Annotated in this window: 11 protein-coding genes and 3 pseudogenes; 7 read left to right on the top strand and 7 right to left on the bottom strand. The window is 67.0% G+C overall.

Features of this window, described 5'->3' with window-relative positions; genetic code table 11:
- Positions 1–20: 20 nt before the first annotated feature.
- From ACFFBG_RS00070 to ACFFBG_RS00060, 3 genes are read right to left on the bottom strand one after another with little or no spacing between them, the layout of a single operon-like run.
- On the bottom strand, positions 21–1,361 hold the full coding sequence (locus ACFFBG_RS00070) for a DUF58 domain-containing protein (RefSeq protein WP_375474376.1): 1,341 nt from the start codon (positions 1,359–1,361) through the stop codon (positions 21–23).
- Positions 1,358–2,431, bottom strand: a complete 1,074-nt coding sequence (locus ACFFBG_RS00065) for an AAA family ATPase (protein WP_375474374.1) — start codon at positions 2,429–2,431, stop codon at positions 1,358–1,360. Before ACFFBG_RS00065 ends, ACFFBG_RS00070 begins: the two co-directional genes overlap by 4 nt.
- Before the next feature lie 50 nt (positions 2,432–2,481).
- Positions 2,482–4,017: a serine/threonine-protein kinase gene (locus ACFFBG_RS00060; RefSeq protein ID WP_375474372.1), complete on the bottom strand. Its 1,536-nt coding sequence runs from the start codon at positions 4,015–4,017 to the stop codon at positions 2,482–2,484.
- Positions 4,018–6,139: 2,122 nt separating this feature from the next.
- Between ACFFBG_RS00060 and ACFFBG_RS00055 the strand changes: the two genes are divergently transcribed.
- A complete protein-coding gene (locus ACFFBG_RS00055; RefSeq protein WP_375474370.1) occupies positions 6,140–7,003 on the top strand; it encodes a hypothetical protein in 864 nt (287 codons plus the stop codon).
- Positions 7,004–7,081: 78 nt separating this feature from the next.
- The gene (locus ACFFBG_RS00050; RefSeq protein ID WP_375474368.1) at positions 7,082–7,624 is read left to right on the top strand and encodes a hypothetical protein; all 543 of its coding nucleotides are present in this window, start codon (positions 7,082–7,084) and stop codon (positions 7,622–7,624) included.
- 286 nt (positions 7,625–7,910) lie between these two features.
- Here the strand turns inward: ACFFBG_RS00050 and ACFFBG_RS00045 are convergent, their stop codons facing one another.
- From ACFFBG_RS00045 to ACFFBG_RS00035, 3 genes and pseudogenes are all read right to left on the bottom strand, one after another.
- Positions 7,911–8,399 carry a hypothetical protein gene (locus ACFFBG_RS00045; RefSeq protein WP_375474366.1) on the bottom strand — a complete coding sequence of 163 codons (489 nt, stop codon included), beginning with the start codon at positions 8,397–8,399 and terminating at the stop codon, positions 7,911–7,913.
- Positions 8,400–8,946: 547 nt separating this feature from the next.
- Positions 8,947–10,238, bottom strand: a protein-coding gene (locus ACFFBG_RS00040) for an IS3 family transposase (protein ID WP_375474364.1) whose coding sequence is annotated in 2 segments (ribosomal slippage) — positions 8,947–9,950 and positions 9,950–10,238 — 1,293 coding nt in all. Because the reading frame shifts where the segments join, the coding sequence is not laid out codon by codon here.
- Positions 10,239–10,388: 150 nt separating this feature from the next.
- Positions 10,389–10,855 (bottom strand): annotated as a pseudogene (locus tag ACFFBG_RS00035) (transposase); the annotation flags it as partial.
- 159 nt (positions 10,856–11,014) lie between these two features.
- Here ACFFBG_RS00035 and ACFFBG_RS00030 point away from each other — a divergent pair.
- The 3 genes and pseudogenes from ACFFBG_RS00030 to ACFFBG_RS00020 all read left to right on the top strand — a co-directional run bounded on the left by ACFFBG_RS00030 (position 11,015) and on the right by ACFFBG_RS00020 (position 14,155).
- Positions 11,015–12,244: a tyrosine-type recombinase/integrase gene (locus ACFFBG_RS00030; RefSeq protein WP_375474362.1), complete on the top strand. Its 1,230-nt coding sequence runs from the start codon at positions 11,015–11,017 to the stop codon at positions 12,242–12,244.
- Complete coding sequence (locus tag ACFFBG_RS00025; RefSeq protein WP_375474360.1) at positions 12,241–13,170, top strand: tyrosine-type recombinase/integrase; 930 nt, start codon at positions 12,241–12,243, stop codon at positions 13,168–13,170. Before ACFFBG_RS00030 ends, ACFFBG_RS00025 begins: the two co-directional genes overlap by 4 nt.
- Positions 13,167–14,155: pseudogene (locus tag ACFFBG_RS00020) on the top strand (tyrosine-type recombinase/integrase). The gene ACFFBG_RS00025 and the pseudogene ACFFBG_RS00020 overlap by 4 nt, the downstream one beginning before the upstream one ends.
- 81 nt (positions 14,156–14,236) lie before the next feature.
- On the opposite strand, the pseudogene ACFFBG_RS00015 reads toward ACFFBG_RS00020, so the two are convergent.
- Positions 14,237–15,064 (bottom strand): annotated as a pseudogene (locus tag ACFFBG_RS00015) (IS256 family transposase); the annotation flags it as partial.
- 141 nt (positions 15,065–15,205) lie between these two features.
- On the opposite strand from ACFFBG_RS00015, the gene ACFFBG_RS00010 reads away from it, so the two are divergent.
- Both ACFFBG_RS00010 and ACFFBG_RS00005 read left to right on the top strand, forming a co-directional pair.
- Entirely contained in the window at positions 15,206–15,427 is a 222-nt protein-coding gene (locus ACFFBG_RS00010) for a hypothetical protein (protein WP_375474358.1), read from the top strand.
- Between the two features lie 342 nt (positions 15,428–15,769).
- Positions 15,770–16,447 (top strand): transposase, encoded by a 678-nt coding sequence (locus tag ACFFBG_RS00005; protein ID WP_375474356.1) that lies wholly within the window; start codon positions 15,770–15,772, stop codon positions 16,445–16,447.
- Positions 16,448–16,480 lie beyond the last annotated feature (33 nt).

Genomic DNA, 16,480 nt, shown 5'->3' with positions numbered 1-16,480 from the left:
ACCAACGGCGCTTGGGGGGCTCACGCCGCCATCCGCGTCAACCGCAACTGGCGGGCGAGCTGCTCCACTCGCTCGATCGGCATGAACCACAGGCCGCTGTCGGGGGCCTGTGACGGTGCGCCGGTGCCGGGGTGGACAACAACGGCCATGGTGAAATGCGCTGCCAGCGACGCCACCGTCGGCGGCAGCGACTCGGGCCGTGCCGCCGTGCAGACCACGGCCAAACTCCCCGGACCCTGCGCACACGCCTGCCGGATGGCCGAGGACAGCAGCGAAGCTCGTCCGGACGCCGACGTTGACGGGAACCTCGTCATTGCCAAGGCGTCCAAGAGCTGACTAACCATCGCCGCGCCAGAGCCGTCACGCAACGCGACACGATCGCCGCCGAGCACATCGAGCCACACCGGGGAGCCCGACTTGTTCGCGGACACAACGACGCTGGCGGCGCAGTCCACGGCCACCTCGACGGCTTCGTTTCCCTCATCGGGCGAACCGCCCGCAGTGCGATCCGCACCGCGACTTGAGCAGCGCCCCGCACCGCGGGCAGCACCGTCGCGGATGGGATTCAAGTCCCCGCCGGCGGCACGGCCGGCCTGCTCCGTCTCGTCGACCGCAACGTCGCGAAGCTGGATGCCGTCACAGATGACCACCACCGACGGGCGAGTCGGATCGACGTTCTGCCGCACCTGGAGCTGGCCCGTACGCGCAGAGGATTTCCAGTGGATCCGGCGCGGGTCGTCGCCCGGCACGTAGTCCCGCAGAATGTGAAAGTCCAGCGCGCCCTCCGAGCGAGAGTCGTTGACGCCCTCCATGGAGTGCCGCAGGCTCGCCGTTACCTCAGGCAGGTCAAGCGCGCGCGGGAGCACCAGCACCTCGCTCATGTCACCGACCCGAAGCGTTCGCCGCGCCAGCCCGAATCCGTCGCGTCGCGTGAGAATCAGAGGCCCGACTGGGACCAAGCCGCGTCGTCTCGTCGGGATAGCGAACGAACGCGTCGCCTGCCTGCCCGGGTGCAGCTCCGGGAGATCGAAGGGGACTTCCACGTCATCGACCGTGTCCTTCGCCTCAACCGCCGTCGAACGCCGGCGTCCGACGTTCGACGCGGTCGCCACCCCGGCGGCGGGCTCCAATCGCGGTACACGGGCCGGTCGTACGACGCGGCGCACCTCGAGCCGGACCGGCAGCAACACCACCAGAAATGACCACGCGACGACCAGAACACCAGCCAAGCCAACCAGGACGAACGCCGGATAGGCGAGCACCAGCCCGGCAACACCGAGCATCACCGCGCCGGCGAGAACGCCATACGCGGTGCGCTCGAGACGCGGGCGCGCGCCGTGGCCCCCCGCCCCTGGGGTCACGGTCGGGTGTACTGCGTTGGCGCAACGTCCGGCGTAGTCACTCCTGCCAGGACCTCCGCTACCAGCTGCTCGTCGGTCACGCCGCCCAACTCGGCCTCCGGTGTGAGGATCAGCCGGTGCGACCACACGTGTGGCGCCAGTTCCTGCACATCGCTTGCGTTCACGTAGTCGCGACCCCGAACGAACGCCAACGACCGGCAGGCGCGCACCATCGCCAGAGCGCCTCGTGTGCTCACCCCGAGCCGGACCCGCGGGTGGTGGCGCGTAGCCGCGGCCAACTCGACGACGTAGCGCCCAAGAGCATCGCTGACCGTGACCCGGGCCGCCTCGGCGACCATCTCGACGATCGCGGAGTGCATCGCCTCGGCCTGAGCATGTCCGATAGGCCTGTGCCCACCGAACGCCGTCGGGGCCGGTCGGTCCACCGACGAAGCCCGGTAACTTCCGGTGATGACTCGCAGCTCGTGCTCCGCGTCGAGATAGCCGAGGCGTAAGCGCATGAGGAAGCGGTCGAGCTGGGCTTCCGGCAAGCGGTAGGTGCCCTCCATCTCGACCGGGTTCTGTGTCGCGACCACGGTGAAAGGGCGCGGGACAGGTCGGGTGACGCCGTCACCGGTAACCTGCTGCTCCTCCATCACCTCGAGGAGCGCGCTCTGCGTCTTCGGTGACGCGCGATTGATCTCGTCGGCCAGGACCACGTTGGAGAACACCGGACCCTCGTGGAACTCGAACTGCGTCGTCCCCTGGTTGTAGATACTCACCCCGGTGACGTCCGTCGGCAGCAGATCAGGTGTGAACTGGATTCGATTCCAGCTGCCGCCGGACGCCGATGCCAGGGCGCGCGCGAGTGTCGTCTTTCCTGTTCCGGGGTTGTCCTCCACCAGCAGGTGCCCTTCGGTCAGCAGGCACACGACAGCGAGCTCGACCGCGAGTTCCTTGCCGATCACCTCCGCATTCACCGCGCTGAGAAGTGCGGTGGCCGGACTCGTCATGCTTCCTCCACTGGGGACGTCGTTTCGTGCTTCAGAACAACGATTTCGGATCTGAGGAGTTCGGTCGATCTGGATCACGCGGCAGGTGCCTGCAGCCTTGGTTTAAGCAGTCCGGCATCGCTTGGGTGTCAGCTCGAGGTCTCTGCCACCGGTGCCCCTCCGTTTATGCACACCGGGTCGCTGTAGCGTGGCCTTCCCTGTAGCCCGTCGACCCACCCGACCGAGTAGCAGCGCGGTGCACCGACTGGAACCCGTGTCGCTTCGTACCGCTGCCCGGTCGCGACCTGGGTGGTCGTCCCGTCGCTGACGACAGTGGCTATTGCCGAGGCAGGCTGCTGGCCCGACCAGGTGACAATGACTGTCGTCCCCTCCTGGTGGACTTTGACGCCGGTCGGGGTCGCCGCGGCGCCGGCTGTGCCGGATTGCGGCGAGGTCGAGGGGATTGGCGATGTCCGCGGCGACGTCGTGCGCGTCGTCGCCGTATGCGTGGCGCCGGGTCGCGACGCGATCAGGGCGACGACCGCGAATACCAGCACCGCTGTCGTCGCAAGCGCGGCGGCGACCACCCAGCGGCGCTTGCGGTCGCCCTCGTCTGTCTGGGAAGCGGCGTCCGGCGGGCGCTCGGGTGCCAGTGGGTTGAGTGATGTGTGCTCCCAGCCAGTTCCCTTTTCGGCGTGCGGCTGCGGCGCGCCGCACGTTGACCGCTGAGGCGTCAGCGGCGTCAGATTGGTCTGAGACAGTCCGAACACCGAGTCGGGCGGCTGCGGCCGAGGGGCAGGGGTGCTTCGAGACCAGCGTTGGGACAACTGAACATCCTGCAGCCGCGCGGCGAAGTCCGCAGCTGACGTCGTCCGGTTCGCGGGATCGGGGTCGAGCGCGCGACGGAGTACATCCCGCAGTTCAGCGGGAACCCGGTGCTCCGGCAGTGGGCGCATGTTCCCGGTGCGGATGCGCAGCAGCAGCTCTTCGACGCCGTCGCCGTCGCCGGGCTCCGGTTCGAAGGGCGCCGCGCCGGTCATCAGCGTGACCATCGTCGAGGCCAGCGACCACACGTCCGCCGCGGGCGAGACGCCTCCCTGCTCGAGGATCTCCGGAGCCGCGTGCAGCGGCGTGCTCGCCCAGTACCGGGTGTCGGACAGACGTCCGCCCACTGCGGCGATGCCGAAGTCCGATAGGACCGGCTCGTCATCGTCCGAGATCAGGATGTTTGCCGGCTTCACGTCGCGGTGGACGATCTGCATGGCATGAGCCGCCGCGAGTTCGGTTGCCAGACGACGGCCGACTTCGGTGATCTCTCTGGCGTCCTGCGGACCCAACTTCGCCAGCATCTGATCGAAGGATCCGCGGCCGTAAAAGCGCATAAGGAGCACGGGATGACCCTCGTCATCGGTGAGCGCATCGATCAGGTCGATCACGCCCGGCCTGTGGTACAGCGCACCGAGCGCCTTGACCTCGTCCTCGAACGCCCCGACGTGGCGTCGTCCGGTCACCTGTGCATGGAAGCGCTTCACCGCGATCGTGCGATTGAGGCGTGGCTGATCGGCCCGCCACACAGTGCCGCTGACGCCGCTGCCGACGTAGACCCAATTCGTCAGCTCCGCGAGCTTTCCGCTGGTGTCCGTGAAGGGTGCCGGCTCCCCCCTGTGCGGACCCGAGCTAGTCACTGTGGATCCTGCCCGCCAGTCGGTCAAACGCTATCGGTGCCGGCTGATGCTCGCTGACAGATTGGGGGCGCGAAGCGACGGATTCGCGGTGTCGTGCGCCCATGCCCGCCCACCTTCCGCCTAGCTGCGTCCGACCCGATGCCGCTAGACGCCGACGAGATCATAGGCGACCAAAGCGCCTCGAGGCGCACGCGACGAAACTCGCGTCGGGGACACGATCCCGGCCACAGGTACGAACAGCGCCTGACTTCCGAAGCAAGAGGCCCTTCGGACCCGCTAGTCGATGGATGGAAAAGCTCTTTCGGACGAAGCTCGGACGCGCTCGGCGGCGTTGTGCTCATGGGCGCACTTGTCTACTTGCCTAGCACAGGGAGATTTTTCTCAGCGTCGATCCGGTTTCGGGAGGCGATGAGAATGCTTACATATATCCGACTGACCCTCTAAATTGTTCCGACCTCCCAGGTAAGTACGAGACGCCTGATGTTGCGATGGTGGCGAGAGCCTCTTGACAATCACGAAAGTAGGAAGCCCGCACCCACCGGCACAGATCCCGAGACCCTTACGCCCGCTGCTGCGTGCCGGCGAGGTTGGAAGACAACCCCGAAGCTGATCGAGCGCGACCGTAGCTACCTGCAACGGCTTCGGCCCATGCGCAACACCGGTCTGCGGAAAGCTTTCGAAGACGGAACTGGGGTGCCATTGAGGAGTGAAAGGCGCTCAGTGGAGCACTCCGCAGACGGAGTAGCTCCGTGTCCGCACTCCCCCGCCCATGGAGAGCTTCGCTCGTGTGGTCGTCGGCGTCGACCCATCGGCGGCAACAAGAAGAATTTTGCGGCCAGCGACGCAGCTCAGCTCTCGAGAGACAAGCATGACCGGCTTGGCATCGGCCTCAGCATTGCGCCTGTAGGCGATCACAAATGGTCAACTCGCTCAATACGGCACCAAAGATTCGTGGAAGTGCTACTCGCTCTAAAGGACCCATCGCGCAAGCTACCTTTCCGCTCGCCAACTTTGGCGCGCGGCCATAGACCCAGATAGGCAGGTGTCACCTGTCACGGGAAGTGCCGTCTACGCCGACTCGAAGGCCGCCTAACGCAGTTGGTCTAGGCGGATTGTCTTCAGCCGGTCAGAACGTCGGCGAATTGGCGTTGGGGCCGTAGCGTATTTTCATCGCTTGCACGTAACAGCGAAGCCGAAATGTGGAACGCAGGCGAATATGAGAATGCAAGCGCGGTGGCCAGCCGAGAAAGTGCCGAGCCTCGGCCTCGAGACGCCGAGCTCTCAATATTGGCGGAGCTGCAAATAATTTGCTGCTGCCCCGCCAGCATCTGGCCCTCGCGGTACACAAGTTACTAGCACAGGTCACAAGGCCGTAGCAAGTTGGCGACACCATGCCCACGTCCACCTGACTGCTGAGATTCGTTGCGCGTACTCGACACCCTCTTGGGCCGCTTCCGCAGCGGTGGAGCACTGATCAGGGCTTCAGCGGCATGGCCGGCATCCGAGCCAGCTTCTACAACGCGAGCGCAACGCTTCACCCGCGTCCTGAACGAGGTCTACGCCGACGGCGCCTGACCCGGTTTCGCGGACACCGAAGTAGGCGACCTGCATCGGCCGCGGATCGACAACCGGCCGGCCTATCGCTAACCAGCGGCCGGTTCGCGCCCAGGGCCTGGCGACACTTGCGACCGGCGCATGAGTGACGGTGGCCTCGTCAGCTCGCGCGGGGGACTGAGAATGCCGAGCCTCGGCCGGCCCAACTTCTCGCCACCGAATTCACCGCCAGCCCACTAGGAAACGGTCATCCGACGACGCTGCCGGCCGGCGGACGCTAACTGAAAGGCCTCCAACTCGGCCCGACACACCTCATGCACCCAGGCCCGAAATGTCTGAATCGCATTCCGATCATCTGAGGCGCGCTCGCTGACGGAGGCGTACTGCCACGCCTCCCGGGCGAACAAGCCAGGCGCGCCGTCCGACACTGTGCAGCCGAGTCGATCAGCTACCTATAGCGACCGCCGGGGCTCGCTAGCAGTGGAGCTGGCCGGGGGCGGCGGGTTGACGCCCCCGGCGCTTGCTGTCGGCGAGGAGTCGTGGCTGAATGACCCGGCGGGGGGCAACCATGAAACAGAAAATCGCCGCGCTTGCCGTCGGCATCCTGACCGCCGCGACGATGGTCGCGACCCCCACAGACGCGATGGCCAGCACCAACACCAACACGGTCCGCGGCATCGTCATCACGACGCCGCACAACCGCACGGTGCACAACGGCAAGAAGACGACAGTGCGGCCATCGGTCCACGTCAAAGCCGGCCAGCACCGACAAGTGCACTCCTACAAGATCGCCGCCTACACCGGCGGCCACCGCGTCGCCTACGGCAAGACCGTGCGCCTGCGGCCAGGAACCTACCGCCTGAGGGTAAACGTCTCCTACCGCAATTGGCACTGGGTCGCCAAGACCCGGACGGTGCGCACCTTCCACCCTGGCGACGGCGGTCTCGCACCGGACGACACCCTGTGCACCGTCACCGCGGTCGACTCCAACAGCGAGGTCACGACCGCCGACTGCACGGCATCGGAATACCCAGGCCAGACGACCCACTCATCCCAGACGGACGGCAGCGCCTCGTTCTGCCCCGACGAGCAGGCCCCGTACACCGAGGGCGAGACGCTGCACGGCAACTTGTGCGCCAGCGGCTTCCACGCCTACTACACCTACTCGACCCAGCACTATCGAGCCAAGGCGTACACCCGATACCGGCGCCTTAGCAGCCCGAGGCGCACGCTGATCGTCAAGAACAAGGTCACCCACAAGCCCAAGCCGACGCCCGTGCACCACTCCTGCACCGTCACCTCCAGCGGCACCTGCATCCAAGGCGGCGAGTTCTGCCCGGTCGCGAGCGAAGGCCACACCGGTTACGACGCCAACGGAACCGCCTACGTCTGCACCGACAGCGACCACGACGGCCACCCGCACTGGGAATAGGCAGCCAAACCAGGGGAACGGGCAGACGTGCAGTACCGGCGATTTGCGGCGGCGCGTCTGGCGCAACGCTGGAGGCGGGTGCTCGTCGCCGGACTCAGCGGCGGACGGCGACCAGGTGTCCTCGGCCAGCACTCCGGACTGCTCACTGTGCGGACGCTGTGCGGGTTTCTCGCCGCGCTGACCTTGCTCGCAGCCTGCTCGTCTGCGCCTAGCAAGAGCCAGGCGCTCAAGGTGCTCGGCTCGGGCCAGGTTGGAGCGTCGTTCCCGCACACCGTTGCCGGTCCGGACTACGACGTGGTCATTCGGGCGATCTGCACTCGAGGCGCCCCGGTGACGATCACGAAGGTTGCGGCCGCTAAGCCGTCCGGCGGGATCAAAGTCGTGACGTGGGGCGTCCGGCCACCTAGAGACGGCGCGATCATGGTGCCCGATCACGGGGCGGTTTCGCAGATGCCAGGCTTCGGCCAGAACCCTGTGGCCGTCAAGTGTGGATCTCGAATTCCCGACCAATTCGCAATCAGCGTCAGCAAGGCGGCGCGTGTCGCATCGATGAGCGGCGTCTGGCTTCATACGGATGCTGGCAAGGTCTTCTCGCAGTTCCGGTTCAAGCTGACGCCGTAGCGGTCGGGATTGGCCCGGCCCGAGACTCCCCAGTGCTCGTCCCGGTTGCCCAGCCGGGCAGCGATGATCTGTCGGGTGGCGTGGTGGTTTCACCTTGCGTCCGGCCCCGCAAATGGATCCGGGCCTCGAAGTGTCTGACCTCGTCAGGCATGACGATTGGATACACCGTCCGGTTGCCCGGCGGTCGCCCCCGCCGGGCCTTCGACGGCCGACTGGTTGATCGTCGCTCGCCCGAAGTGACGGGGCGGTCCGAGAAGTGACGTGTCACTGGCGGCGAGGTGACGTGTCACTTCGATGTGCGGGCCGCCTGTCGTCGCCGCAGGACGTCGAGGGCTTCGTCGAGAGCGGCGGCGATCTCGTCGAGGTTGCGTTCATGGATGCGGTAGGCGAGCTGGTCGGCTAGGTGTCGAAGCACCGGCGCCCATTCCGCCTGGCGCGGAGGCGCCGGGACCGGCACCTCGATGCGTCGTTCGACGATCTCGACCGCTCCGCGCCCTGACGTGGCTGCCCGCGCCTGTTCCCAGGCCCGTTGCCGGCAGGCCGCGGAACACCACTTCGGGATCCGCCCACGGGCCTTGACCTCGACCGGGCCGTCGCACCACCCGCACACGGCGGCGGCCAAGCGGCGGCGGGCCCCGTCGGTGACGCGCGGGTCCATCATGAGGATCTGACGGGGCGTCACCGGACTGGGTGCGGGCTCGGCTGCGTCGGTCGCGCGCTGCCGATCCCGGGCCCGCCGGAGGGCCTCCTGCCGCCGTCCCGCCTTCCGTGCCATCGGCCGATCCTAAACCGTCACGACGAAACTAAACCTGGATGCATGAGGTGTGTCCTATCTGTTGTGCCGAGTTTCTGAGTACGCGTCCAGGCGGACGGCATCGGCGGCGTGAACGCTTGTGAGCGCGGGTTGGGCGGGGCAAACGAGCTGGTAAGGAACGGGGTGTCGGGGCGACGTCGAGCATCGGCGGCCCCGTGACAGATGGGCGGGGCCATCGCCGAGACCGGCATTGCGCCGGCGCGGTCACGCCACTTTGCGACCAGCAGCCAACCCCGGCAGTCGGTCCGGCCGAGTCGGCACTCACCCGCGGCACAGGCGGCCACGGGGCTGGACGCCGGCAGGTGGTCGGCGGCCACCGCGCTAAGCCCTGTGCTGGTAGCAGCCTCTCATGAACTCGGCCGCGGGCTCCCCCGCGGTGCCAGAGGCCGCTGGAAACCCGGGCAGCCGCTCATCCCGCCGCGCACTAGCAACGCCAATCAATAACAAACGTCGATTGCTCCACGTGTCATCTCGCAGAGTGAACCGCCCCGGCGAGTCCGGAAACTTTCTAACCTGAGACTCCGGCGGTCGCTGGGGCCTGGTGGTGAGCGTAGTGAGCGTGTTCGGCCTCGACGGGTGTGAGGTCGTCGCAGTACTCGAACGGGCGGCGGTGGTTGAACCAGTCGACCCATTCGGCGGTGGCGAGCTCGAGGTCGTCGAAGCCCTTCCAGGGTCGTCGAGGCTTGATCAGTTCGGTCTTGTAGAGGCCGATCACGGACTCGGCCAGCGCGTTGTCATAGGACGACCCGACCGCGCCGGTCGAGGGTTTGATCCCGGCGACGTCGAGGTGTTCTGAGTAGGCGACGGACAGGTACTGGACTCCGTGGTCGTGGTGTGCGATCAGGCCGGTGAGGTCCTTGCCGTCGCGGTGTCGGGTCCAGACCGCTTGATCAACGGCGTCGACGACGAGCTGGCTGGTCATGGTGGTCGCGACCGACCAGCCCAGAATTCGTCGGGCGTAGGCGTCGATGACGAACGCGGTGTAGCACCAGCCCGACCAGGTCGAGACGTAGGTGAAGTCGGCGACCCAGAGCCGGTCCGGCGCGAGCGGCCGGAAATTGCGGTTCACCAGGTCGTGCGGCTTCGGCGAGCGTGGGTCGCTGATCGTGGTGCGTTTGACCTTGCCCCGCGCCGCGCCGGCCAGCCCGAGCTCGGCCATGAGCCGGTCAACGGTGCACCGCGCGATCGCAGCCTCGCCGTCAGCACGTTGCCGGTTGAGGGTCAGCCAGACCTTCCGCGCGCCGAACACGCCGTAGTTGCTGGCGTGCGCGGCGGTGATCCGCGACTTCAACTCCTCGTCTCGCATCTGCCGTTTGGATGGTGTCCGGGAGCGGTGCTCGTAGTAGGTCGCAGGGGCGATCTTGCAGCCCATATCGGTGAGCTGCTCGCAGATCGACTCGACACCCCAGCGCAGACCCGAACCGTCGGCGTCGACCTGTCGGTCGCCGACGTGCTCGTCGATGAACGCGACGATCAGTGCAGTGGCCGGTCGAGTTCGGCCGCGAAGAAAGCCGACGCCGACCGCAAGATCGCATTCGCCCGCTTCAACTCTGCGTTCTCCCGCTTGAGCCTTTTCATCTCTGCCGAGTCCTCCGACGTGACGCCCGGCCGGGCACCGACATCGACCTCGGCCTGACGGCACCACTTACGCACCGTCTCCGGCGTCCCGATCCCGAGCAGCTCAGCGACCCGACCCATCGCCGCCCACTCCGACTCATGCTCGGCACGGATCTCTGTGACCATCCGGACCGCCCGCTCACGCAGCTCGACCGGGTACCTCTTCGATGTTCTTGCCGACATGACTCCAACCCTTCCAAGGAACGGAGTCTCCGGACTCGCCGGGGCGGTTCACGATGCTGACCATCTGCGGTCGCTGCACGAGGTTTGGGCGGAAGAGACTCTCCGCAACCTTCGGGTCTATCTCGTAAACGGTGTTTCCGGCGGTGTTCATCAGTAGGTTTCGGCGGCCGGGAATCGGTCGGCGAAGGTGATCGCGAACGCGTTGAGCGCTGGCTTCCACCGCATGGTCCATCGTGCCCGGCCTTGGCCGGTGGGGTCCAGTGATCGGGTCACCAGGTAGAGGCAGGGATGTTCAACGCTGACTGCTCGTTGGGGAAGTGGCCGCGGGCCTTGATCGCCCGGCGGTAGCGGGCGTTCAGGGATTCGATGGCGTTGGTCGAGCAGATGACGGTGCGGATCTCGACGTCGTAGTCCAGGAACGGGATGAACTCGGCCCAGGCGTTGTCCCAGAGCCGCACGACGGCCGGGTAGCGGGTGCCCCATTTCTCGGCCAGGTCGTCGAACGCCGCCCTGGCGGCGGTGGCGTTGACGGCGGTGTAGATCGGCTTCAGATCGCGTTTGATCTCGTCCCAGTACTTGCGCCTGGTGAGCCGGAAGGTGTTGCGGATCAGATGGACCTTATGCCGACGTCGGCATAAGACGCATTATGCCGACCGCCGGGTTATGCCGATGTGGTCGCGGTATCCGTTGCAGGGCAACGGTTTCGTGCTGGCGAGGTCGGCATAATCCGGTGACCTGATCGACGCTTGCCTCTCCATCGTGGAGAGGAGAGCGTCATGGTGTTTTTGTTTCGGTCGTTCGTGCGGGGGCCGCTGGAGTCACACGTGTCGGGGTTCGCCGACGAGCTCGCACGGCTCGGCTATACGCGGTGCTCGCTGGAGCAGCACGTCTGTTTCATCGCGCACTTGGATCGGTGGCTTGCAGCCGAGCGGCTGGGTGTCGGCGAGCTGGCTGACGCGGTGGTCGATCGGTATCTGCGCGAGCGGCGGGCCGCGGGGTATGTGAACTACCGATCGATGAAGGCGATGCGTCCGCTGCTGAGCTATCTCGATCAGCTCGGGATGCTGCCGGTGGCAGACGTGGCGGTCGGGCCGGTGGCGGCGCTGCTGGAGCGTTACCGGGCCTACTTGATCAGCGAGCGAGGCCTGACGGCGGGCACCGCTCGCTGCTACCTCGACGCGATGCGACCGTTCGTTACCGGCCGGCTGCGGGGCGACCAATTGGACCTGGCCGGGTTGACGGCCGCGGACGTGACCGGCTTCGTGCTGGCTGCCTGCCCGGGACGGGCGCCGGGCACGGCGAAGCTGATCGTCACCACGCTGCGGTCTCTGTTGACGTTCCTGCACATCGACGGCGTCATCGCGACGCCGTTGGCCACCGCGGTGCCCTCGGTGGCCGGGTGGCGGCTGGCCGGGCTGCCCCGCGCGCTCGAGCCGGAGCAACTACGGCGGCTGTTGGCTAGTTGTGATCGGCGCCGTCGCCGCGGTCGCCGGGACTATGCGATCTTGTTGCTGCTGTCCCGGCTCGGGCTGCGGGCGGGCGAAGTCGCCGCGCTCGGGCTGGACGATCTCGACTGGCACGCCGGCGAGATTGTCGTGCGTAGCAAGGCTAACCGCGCCGAACGGCTGCCGCTGCCGGCCGATGTCGGTGAGGCGATCGTCGCTTACCTGCAGAGCGGGCGCCCAACGACTGCGCAGGGCCGCAGCGTGTTCGTCCGCGCCAAAGCCCCGCACTCGGCGTTGACCACGGCCGGAGTGTCGATGGTCGTGCATGACGCCGCCCAACGCGCCGGGCTCGGCACTATGCACGCGCACCGGTTGCGGCACACTGCGGCGACGCAGATGCTGCGCGCCGGGACCCCGCTGACCGAGGTCGGGCTGGTGCTGCGGCAGCGCCGCGCACTGACAACCGCGATCTACGCCAAGGTGGACCGCGACGCGTTGCAGGTGCTCGCACGGCCCTGGCCACAGCCCAGGCCGTGTTCCAACGTGGGTGACCGGCCATGACCACGGCGTTGCACGATGCGCTGGGCGACTACTTGGCGATGCGTCGGGCGTTGGGGTATCGGCTGGTGCGTCCGGAGAAGCTGCTCAACCAGTTCCTCGACCATCTCGACGCCACCGGGGTCACGATCGTGACCAGCGAGGCGTCGTTGGCCTGGTCGCGCCTACCCGCCGGCGGCGACGGGAACTGGTGGGCCTACCGGCTCTCAGTAGTGCGCGGCTTCGCGACCTACCTGCACACCCTGGACCCCGCGACGGAGATCCCGGCAACCGACCTGCTGCCCTGGCGGGCCCGACGGGCCAGTCCGTACTTGTATTCCACAGCCGACATCGCCGCGCTGCTGACCGCGGCAGACTCGTTGTCGACGCCGCTGCGGCGTGCCACGATCGCCACCCTGATCGGGCTGCTCGCGGTCACCGGGATGCGGGTCGGTGAGGCACTCGCGCTCGACCGCGCCGACATCGACCTGCGTCGCGGACTGCTGGTGGTCCGGCATGGCAAGTTCAACAAGAGCCGCGAACTGGTCCTGCATCCCTCCACCGTCGCCGGGCTACGCGGCTACCTGCGCGAACGCGACCGGATGCACCCGACCCCGACCAGCCCGGCGTTGCTGATCTCCACCGCCGGCACCCGGCTGCTCTACTGCAACGTCCACTGGACCTTCCACCGTCTCGTCCAGCAAGCCGGGCTGACTGCCCGGTCGGCGTCGTGCCGGCCACGCATCCACGACCTGCGGCATTCCTTCGCGGTCGCCTCGATGCTCGACGCCTACGCCGCCGGGCAGGACGGGCAGACACGGCTCACGCTGCTCTCGACCTATCTCGGTCACGTCGACCCGGCCGGCACCTACTGGTATCTGTCCGCCTCACCGGAGCTGCTCGCCCTGGCCGGGCAACGCCTCGAACGGCCCCGAGCAGGCCGGTCATGACCGCGCTCGCCCCGACCCTGCAGGCGTTCTTCACCGAACGGCTGATCCGCCAGCGCAACGCTAGCGCCCACACCATCGCCGCCTACCGCGACACACTGCGGCTACTGCTCGCCCACGCCGCCGATCAGGCAGGTGTCCCCCCGTCGCGCCTCGACATCGCCGATCTCGACGCACCGATGATCGGCGCCTTCCTCGACCATCTCGAACACCAGCGCGGCAACAGCATCCGCACCCGCAACGCCCGCCTCGCCGCAATCCACTCACTGTTCCGTTTCGCTGCACTGCAGCATCCCGAGCACGCCGCCAGCATCTCCCGAGTGCTGGCCATCCCACCCAAACGCGGCGACCACGTGCTGGTCACCTACCTCACCGACGCCGAGGTCGAGGCCCTGCTGGGCGCACCGGACCCCGACACCTGGACCGGGCGGCGCGACCACGCCCTGCTGCAACTCGACATCCAGACCGGGCTACGGATCTCCGAACTCACCGGCCTCACCACACGCGACGTCCACCTCGGCACCGGTGCGCACGTCAGCTGCGCGGCAAAGGCCGCAAGGAACGGATCACCCCGCTCACCACCGACACCGTGACCACCCTTCGGAGCTGGCTCGCCGAGCACGACAGCCCACCAGGCGCTCCACTGTTCCCCGGCCGGACCGGCCAGCGTCTCAGCCGCGACGCCGTGGAACACCGCATCGCCAAACACACCCAGACCGCGGCACGCGGATGCCCGAGCCTGGCAACCAAGCGAATCACCGCCCACGTCCTCCGCCACACCACCGCGATGCGGCTACTGCACGCCGGCGTCGACACCGCCGTCATCGCGCTCTGGCTCGGCCACGAAAGCATCGAGACAACACGGATCTACCTGTTCGCCGACCTCGACATCAAAGAGCGAGCGATCGCCCGGACCCGGCCACTCGGTAGTCCGCCGAGCCGATACCAAGCGCCGGACAGCATCATCGCCTGGCTCGAAGGACTCTGATTATGCCGACCTCGCCAGCACGAAACCGTTGCCCTGCTACGGATACCGCGACCACATCGGCATAACCCGGAGGTCGGCATAATGGATGATGCAGGTCTGCACGATCGCCTGCGGCCACATGTTGGACACGACCTCGGGCAGGCCCTTGAGCCCGTCGCAGACGACGAAGAACGAGTCGTTGACGCCGCGGTTCTTCAGGTCGGTGAGGACCGCCATCCAGAACTTCGCGCCCTCCCCGCCGGTGCCGGCCCAGAGCCCGAGGATGTCGCGTTCGCCGGCCAACGTGACCCCGATGGCCGCATAGAACGGCCGGTTCGCGACCTGACCGTCACGGACCTTGACCACGATCGCGTCGATGAAGATCGCCGCGTAAGTCGAGTCCAACGGCCGGGCCGTCCACTCCTGCATCTCCTCGAGCACCTTGTCGGTGATCCGCGAGATCGTCTCCTTGCTGACCGAGGCGCCATAGATCTCGGCGAAGTGCGCGCTGATCTCGCCCGTGGTCAAGCCTTTGGCGTAGAGCGAGAGCACGACCTCGTCGACACCGTTGAGCCGCCGCTGCCGCTTGCGCACGATCTGCGGCTCAAAGGTCCCCGCCCGATCGCGCGGGACGTCGATCTCGACCGGCCCGGACGCTTCGGTCAACACCGTCTTCGGCCGGGTGCCGTTGCGGATGTTGCCCGTTCCGGCGCCGGCCGGGTCACGCTTCTCATAGCCCAGGTGCTCGGTCATCTCCTCGTTCAACGAGGTCTCCAGCACCGTCTTTGTGAGCTGTTTGAGCAGCCCGTTCGGGCCGGTCAGCGACAGCCCCTGCTCCCGCGCTGCCCGAACCAACTCGACCGCAGCCTGTTGCTCCGCCGACTGCTCGTCGGCCTTCTTCTTCGCCACGCCGTCCAGTGTTGTCGGCATCAGAGGCCAACCCTTCTCGCCCAGCTCCCGCCAAGCGTGTCAGGCCGGAAACACCGTTTTCAGGACAGTCCCCGTGCCGGAGGCGAGCGCTCAACGCGGCATGAGTGTGCGTTTGGCATTCGGGTCTGAGACTCTTGGGAAGTGATCGAACGCGACGTCACGGACAGCTTGATTGCCGAGGCTCGTTCTGTGCTCAGAGGAAGGTTCAGCATTCGGCATGAGGGGGACGATGTCGTCGTAGATCTGACCCGCGACGACGGTTCAGTCCTGTGGCCGAATTACGCCAGTGGTAGTGATGAGCTTCTTGCCGTCCTCGTGGCCGAGCAGCGTTACCTTGTCGAGCAGGAAGGGCGAGGCTCGTGATGGGCGCGACCTATCTTGATAAGGCCCGCGAGCGCATCCGGCGAGCAGCGGAAGTCGACAGCACGTGATGGCAGCGCGGTCGCGCTCAACGCGGCTACTTGTTTGATTGACGCACGGTCGGGCCTGGCCAAGGCTCGGTCGAGGTGGTCGGCGGGGCGCTCTCAATGCGGCTGTCCACGGCGTTGTTCGTGAGACTCACTCATGGCATGCGGTCCCGCCGGTCACCGTGGCGTGGAGAGGCTCAAGAGGGGACTGCCCAGCTCGAAGTAGCACTGCCCTCCTCGTCGACCTTCTATCGGTTCGAGTGGGGAGTTGATCTACGTGGGACGAGTGGTTATCGGGATGGATCCGCACAAGCGGTCGGCGACGATCGAGGTGATCGACGGCTGGGAGCGTGTGCTGGATCAGGGCCGGTTCAGTACTGATCGCGACGGTTATCAGGCGATGCTCGCGGCCGGCCGCAAGCACCCGGACAGGGTGTGGGCCGTCGAGGGTTGCAACGGTGTCGGGCGGCACTTGGCGCAGCGCCTCGTCGCTGATGGTGAGCCGGTGGTGGACGTGCCCGCGAAGCTGTCGGCGCGGGCCAGGGTGTTCTCCACCGGGCAAGGCCGCAAGACCGACCCGGTTGACGCGCACTCGGTCGCTCTCGTCGGACTTCGCAGCCATGATCTGCGGGTGATCGACGTCGATGACGCCACGGTGGCGTTGCGGTTGTTGATCGACCGGCGTGATGAGCTCGGCGTCGCACGCACGCAGACGGTGAACCGGATCCACCGACTGTTACTGGAGCTGCTGCCCGGCGGGGCGCGGAAGCACCTGTCCGCAACGCAGGCCAAGACGCTGCTCGCTGGCGTGCGACCGCGGGACGTCGCTGGACGAACGCGGCGTCGTCTGGCGGCCGAGTACGTGGCCGAGCTGGTGGTGATCGATAAGCGGATGAAGAGCGCCGACACCGAGCTCCGCGAGCTCATCGAGTCCGCTGGCAGCAGCCTGCTCGAGTGGCCGGACCCCGAGAACTGATCCACTCGGTGTGAGAGTCGTTCATCGGTGGGT

Source organism: uncultured Jatrophihabitans sp., from assembly GCF_964251945.1.
Classification (GTDB): domain Bacteria; phylum Actinomycetota; class Actinomycetes; order Mycobacteriales; family Jatrophihabitantaceae; genus Jatrophihabitans.
Note: the sequence above shows the minus strand (reverse complement) of the source record. Positions and strands in the feature narration are given on the sequence as shown.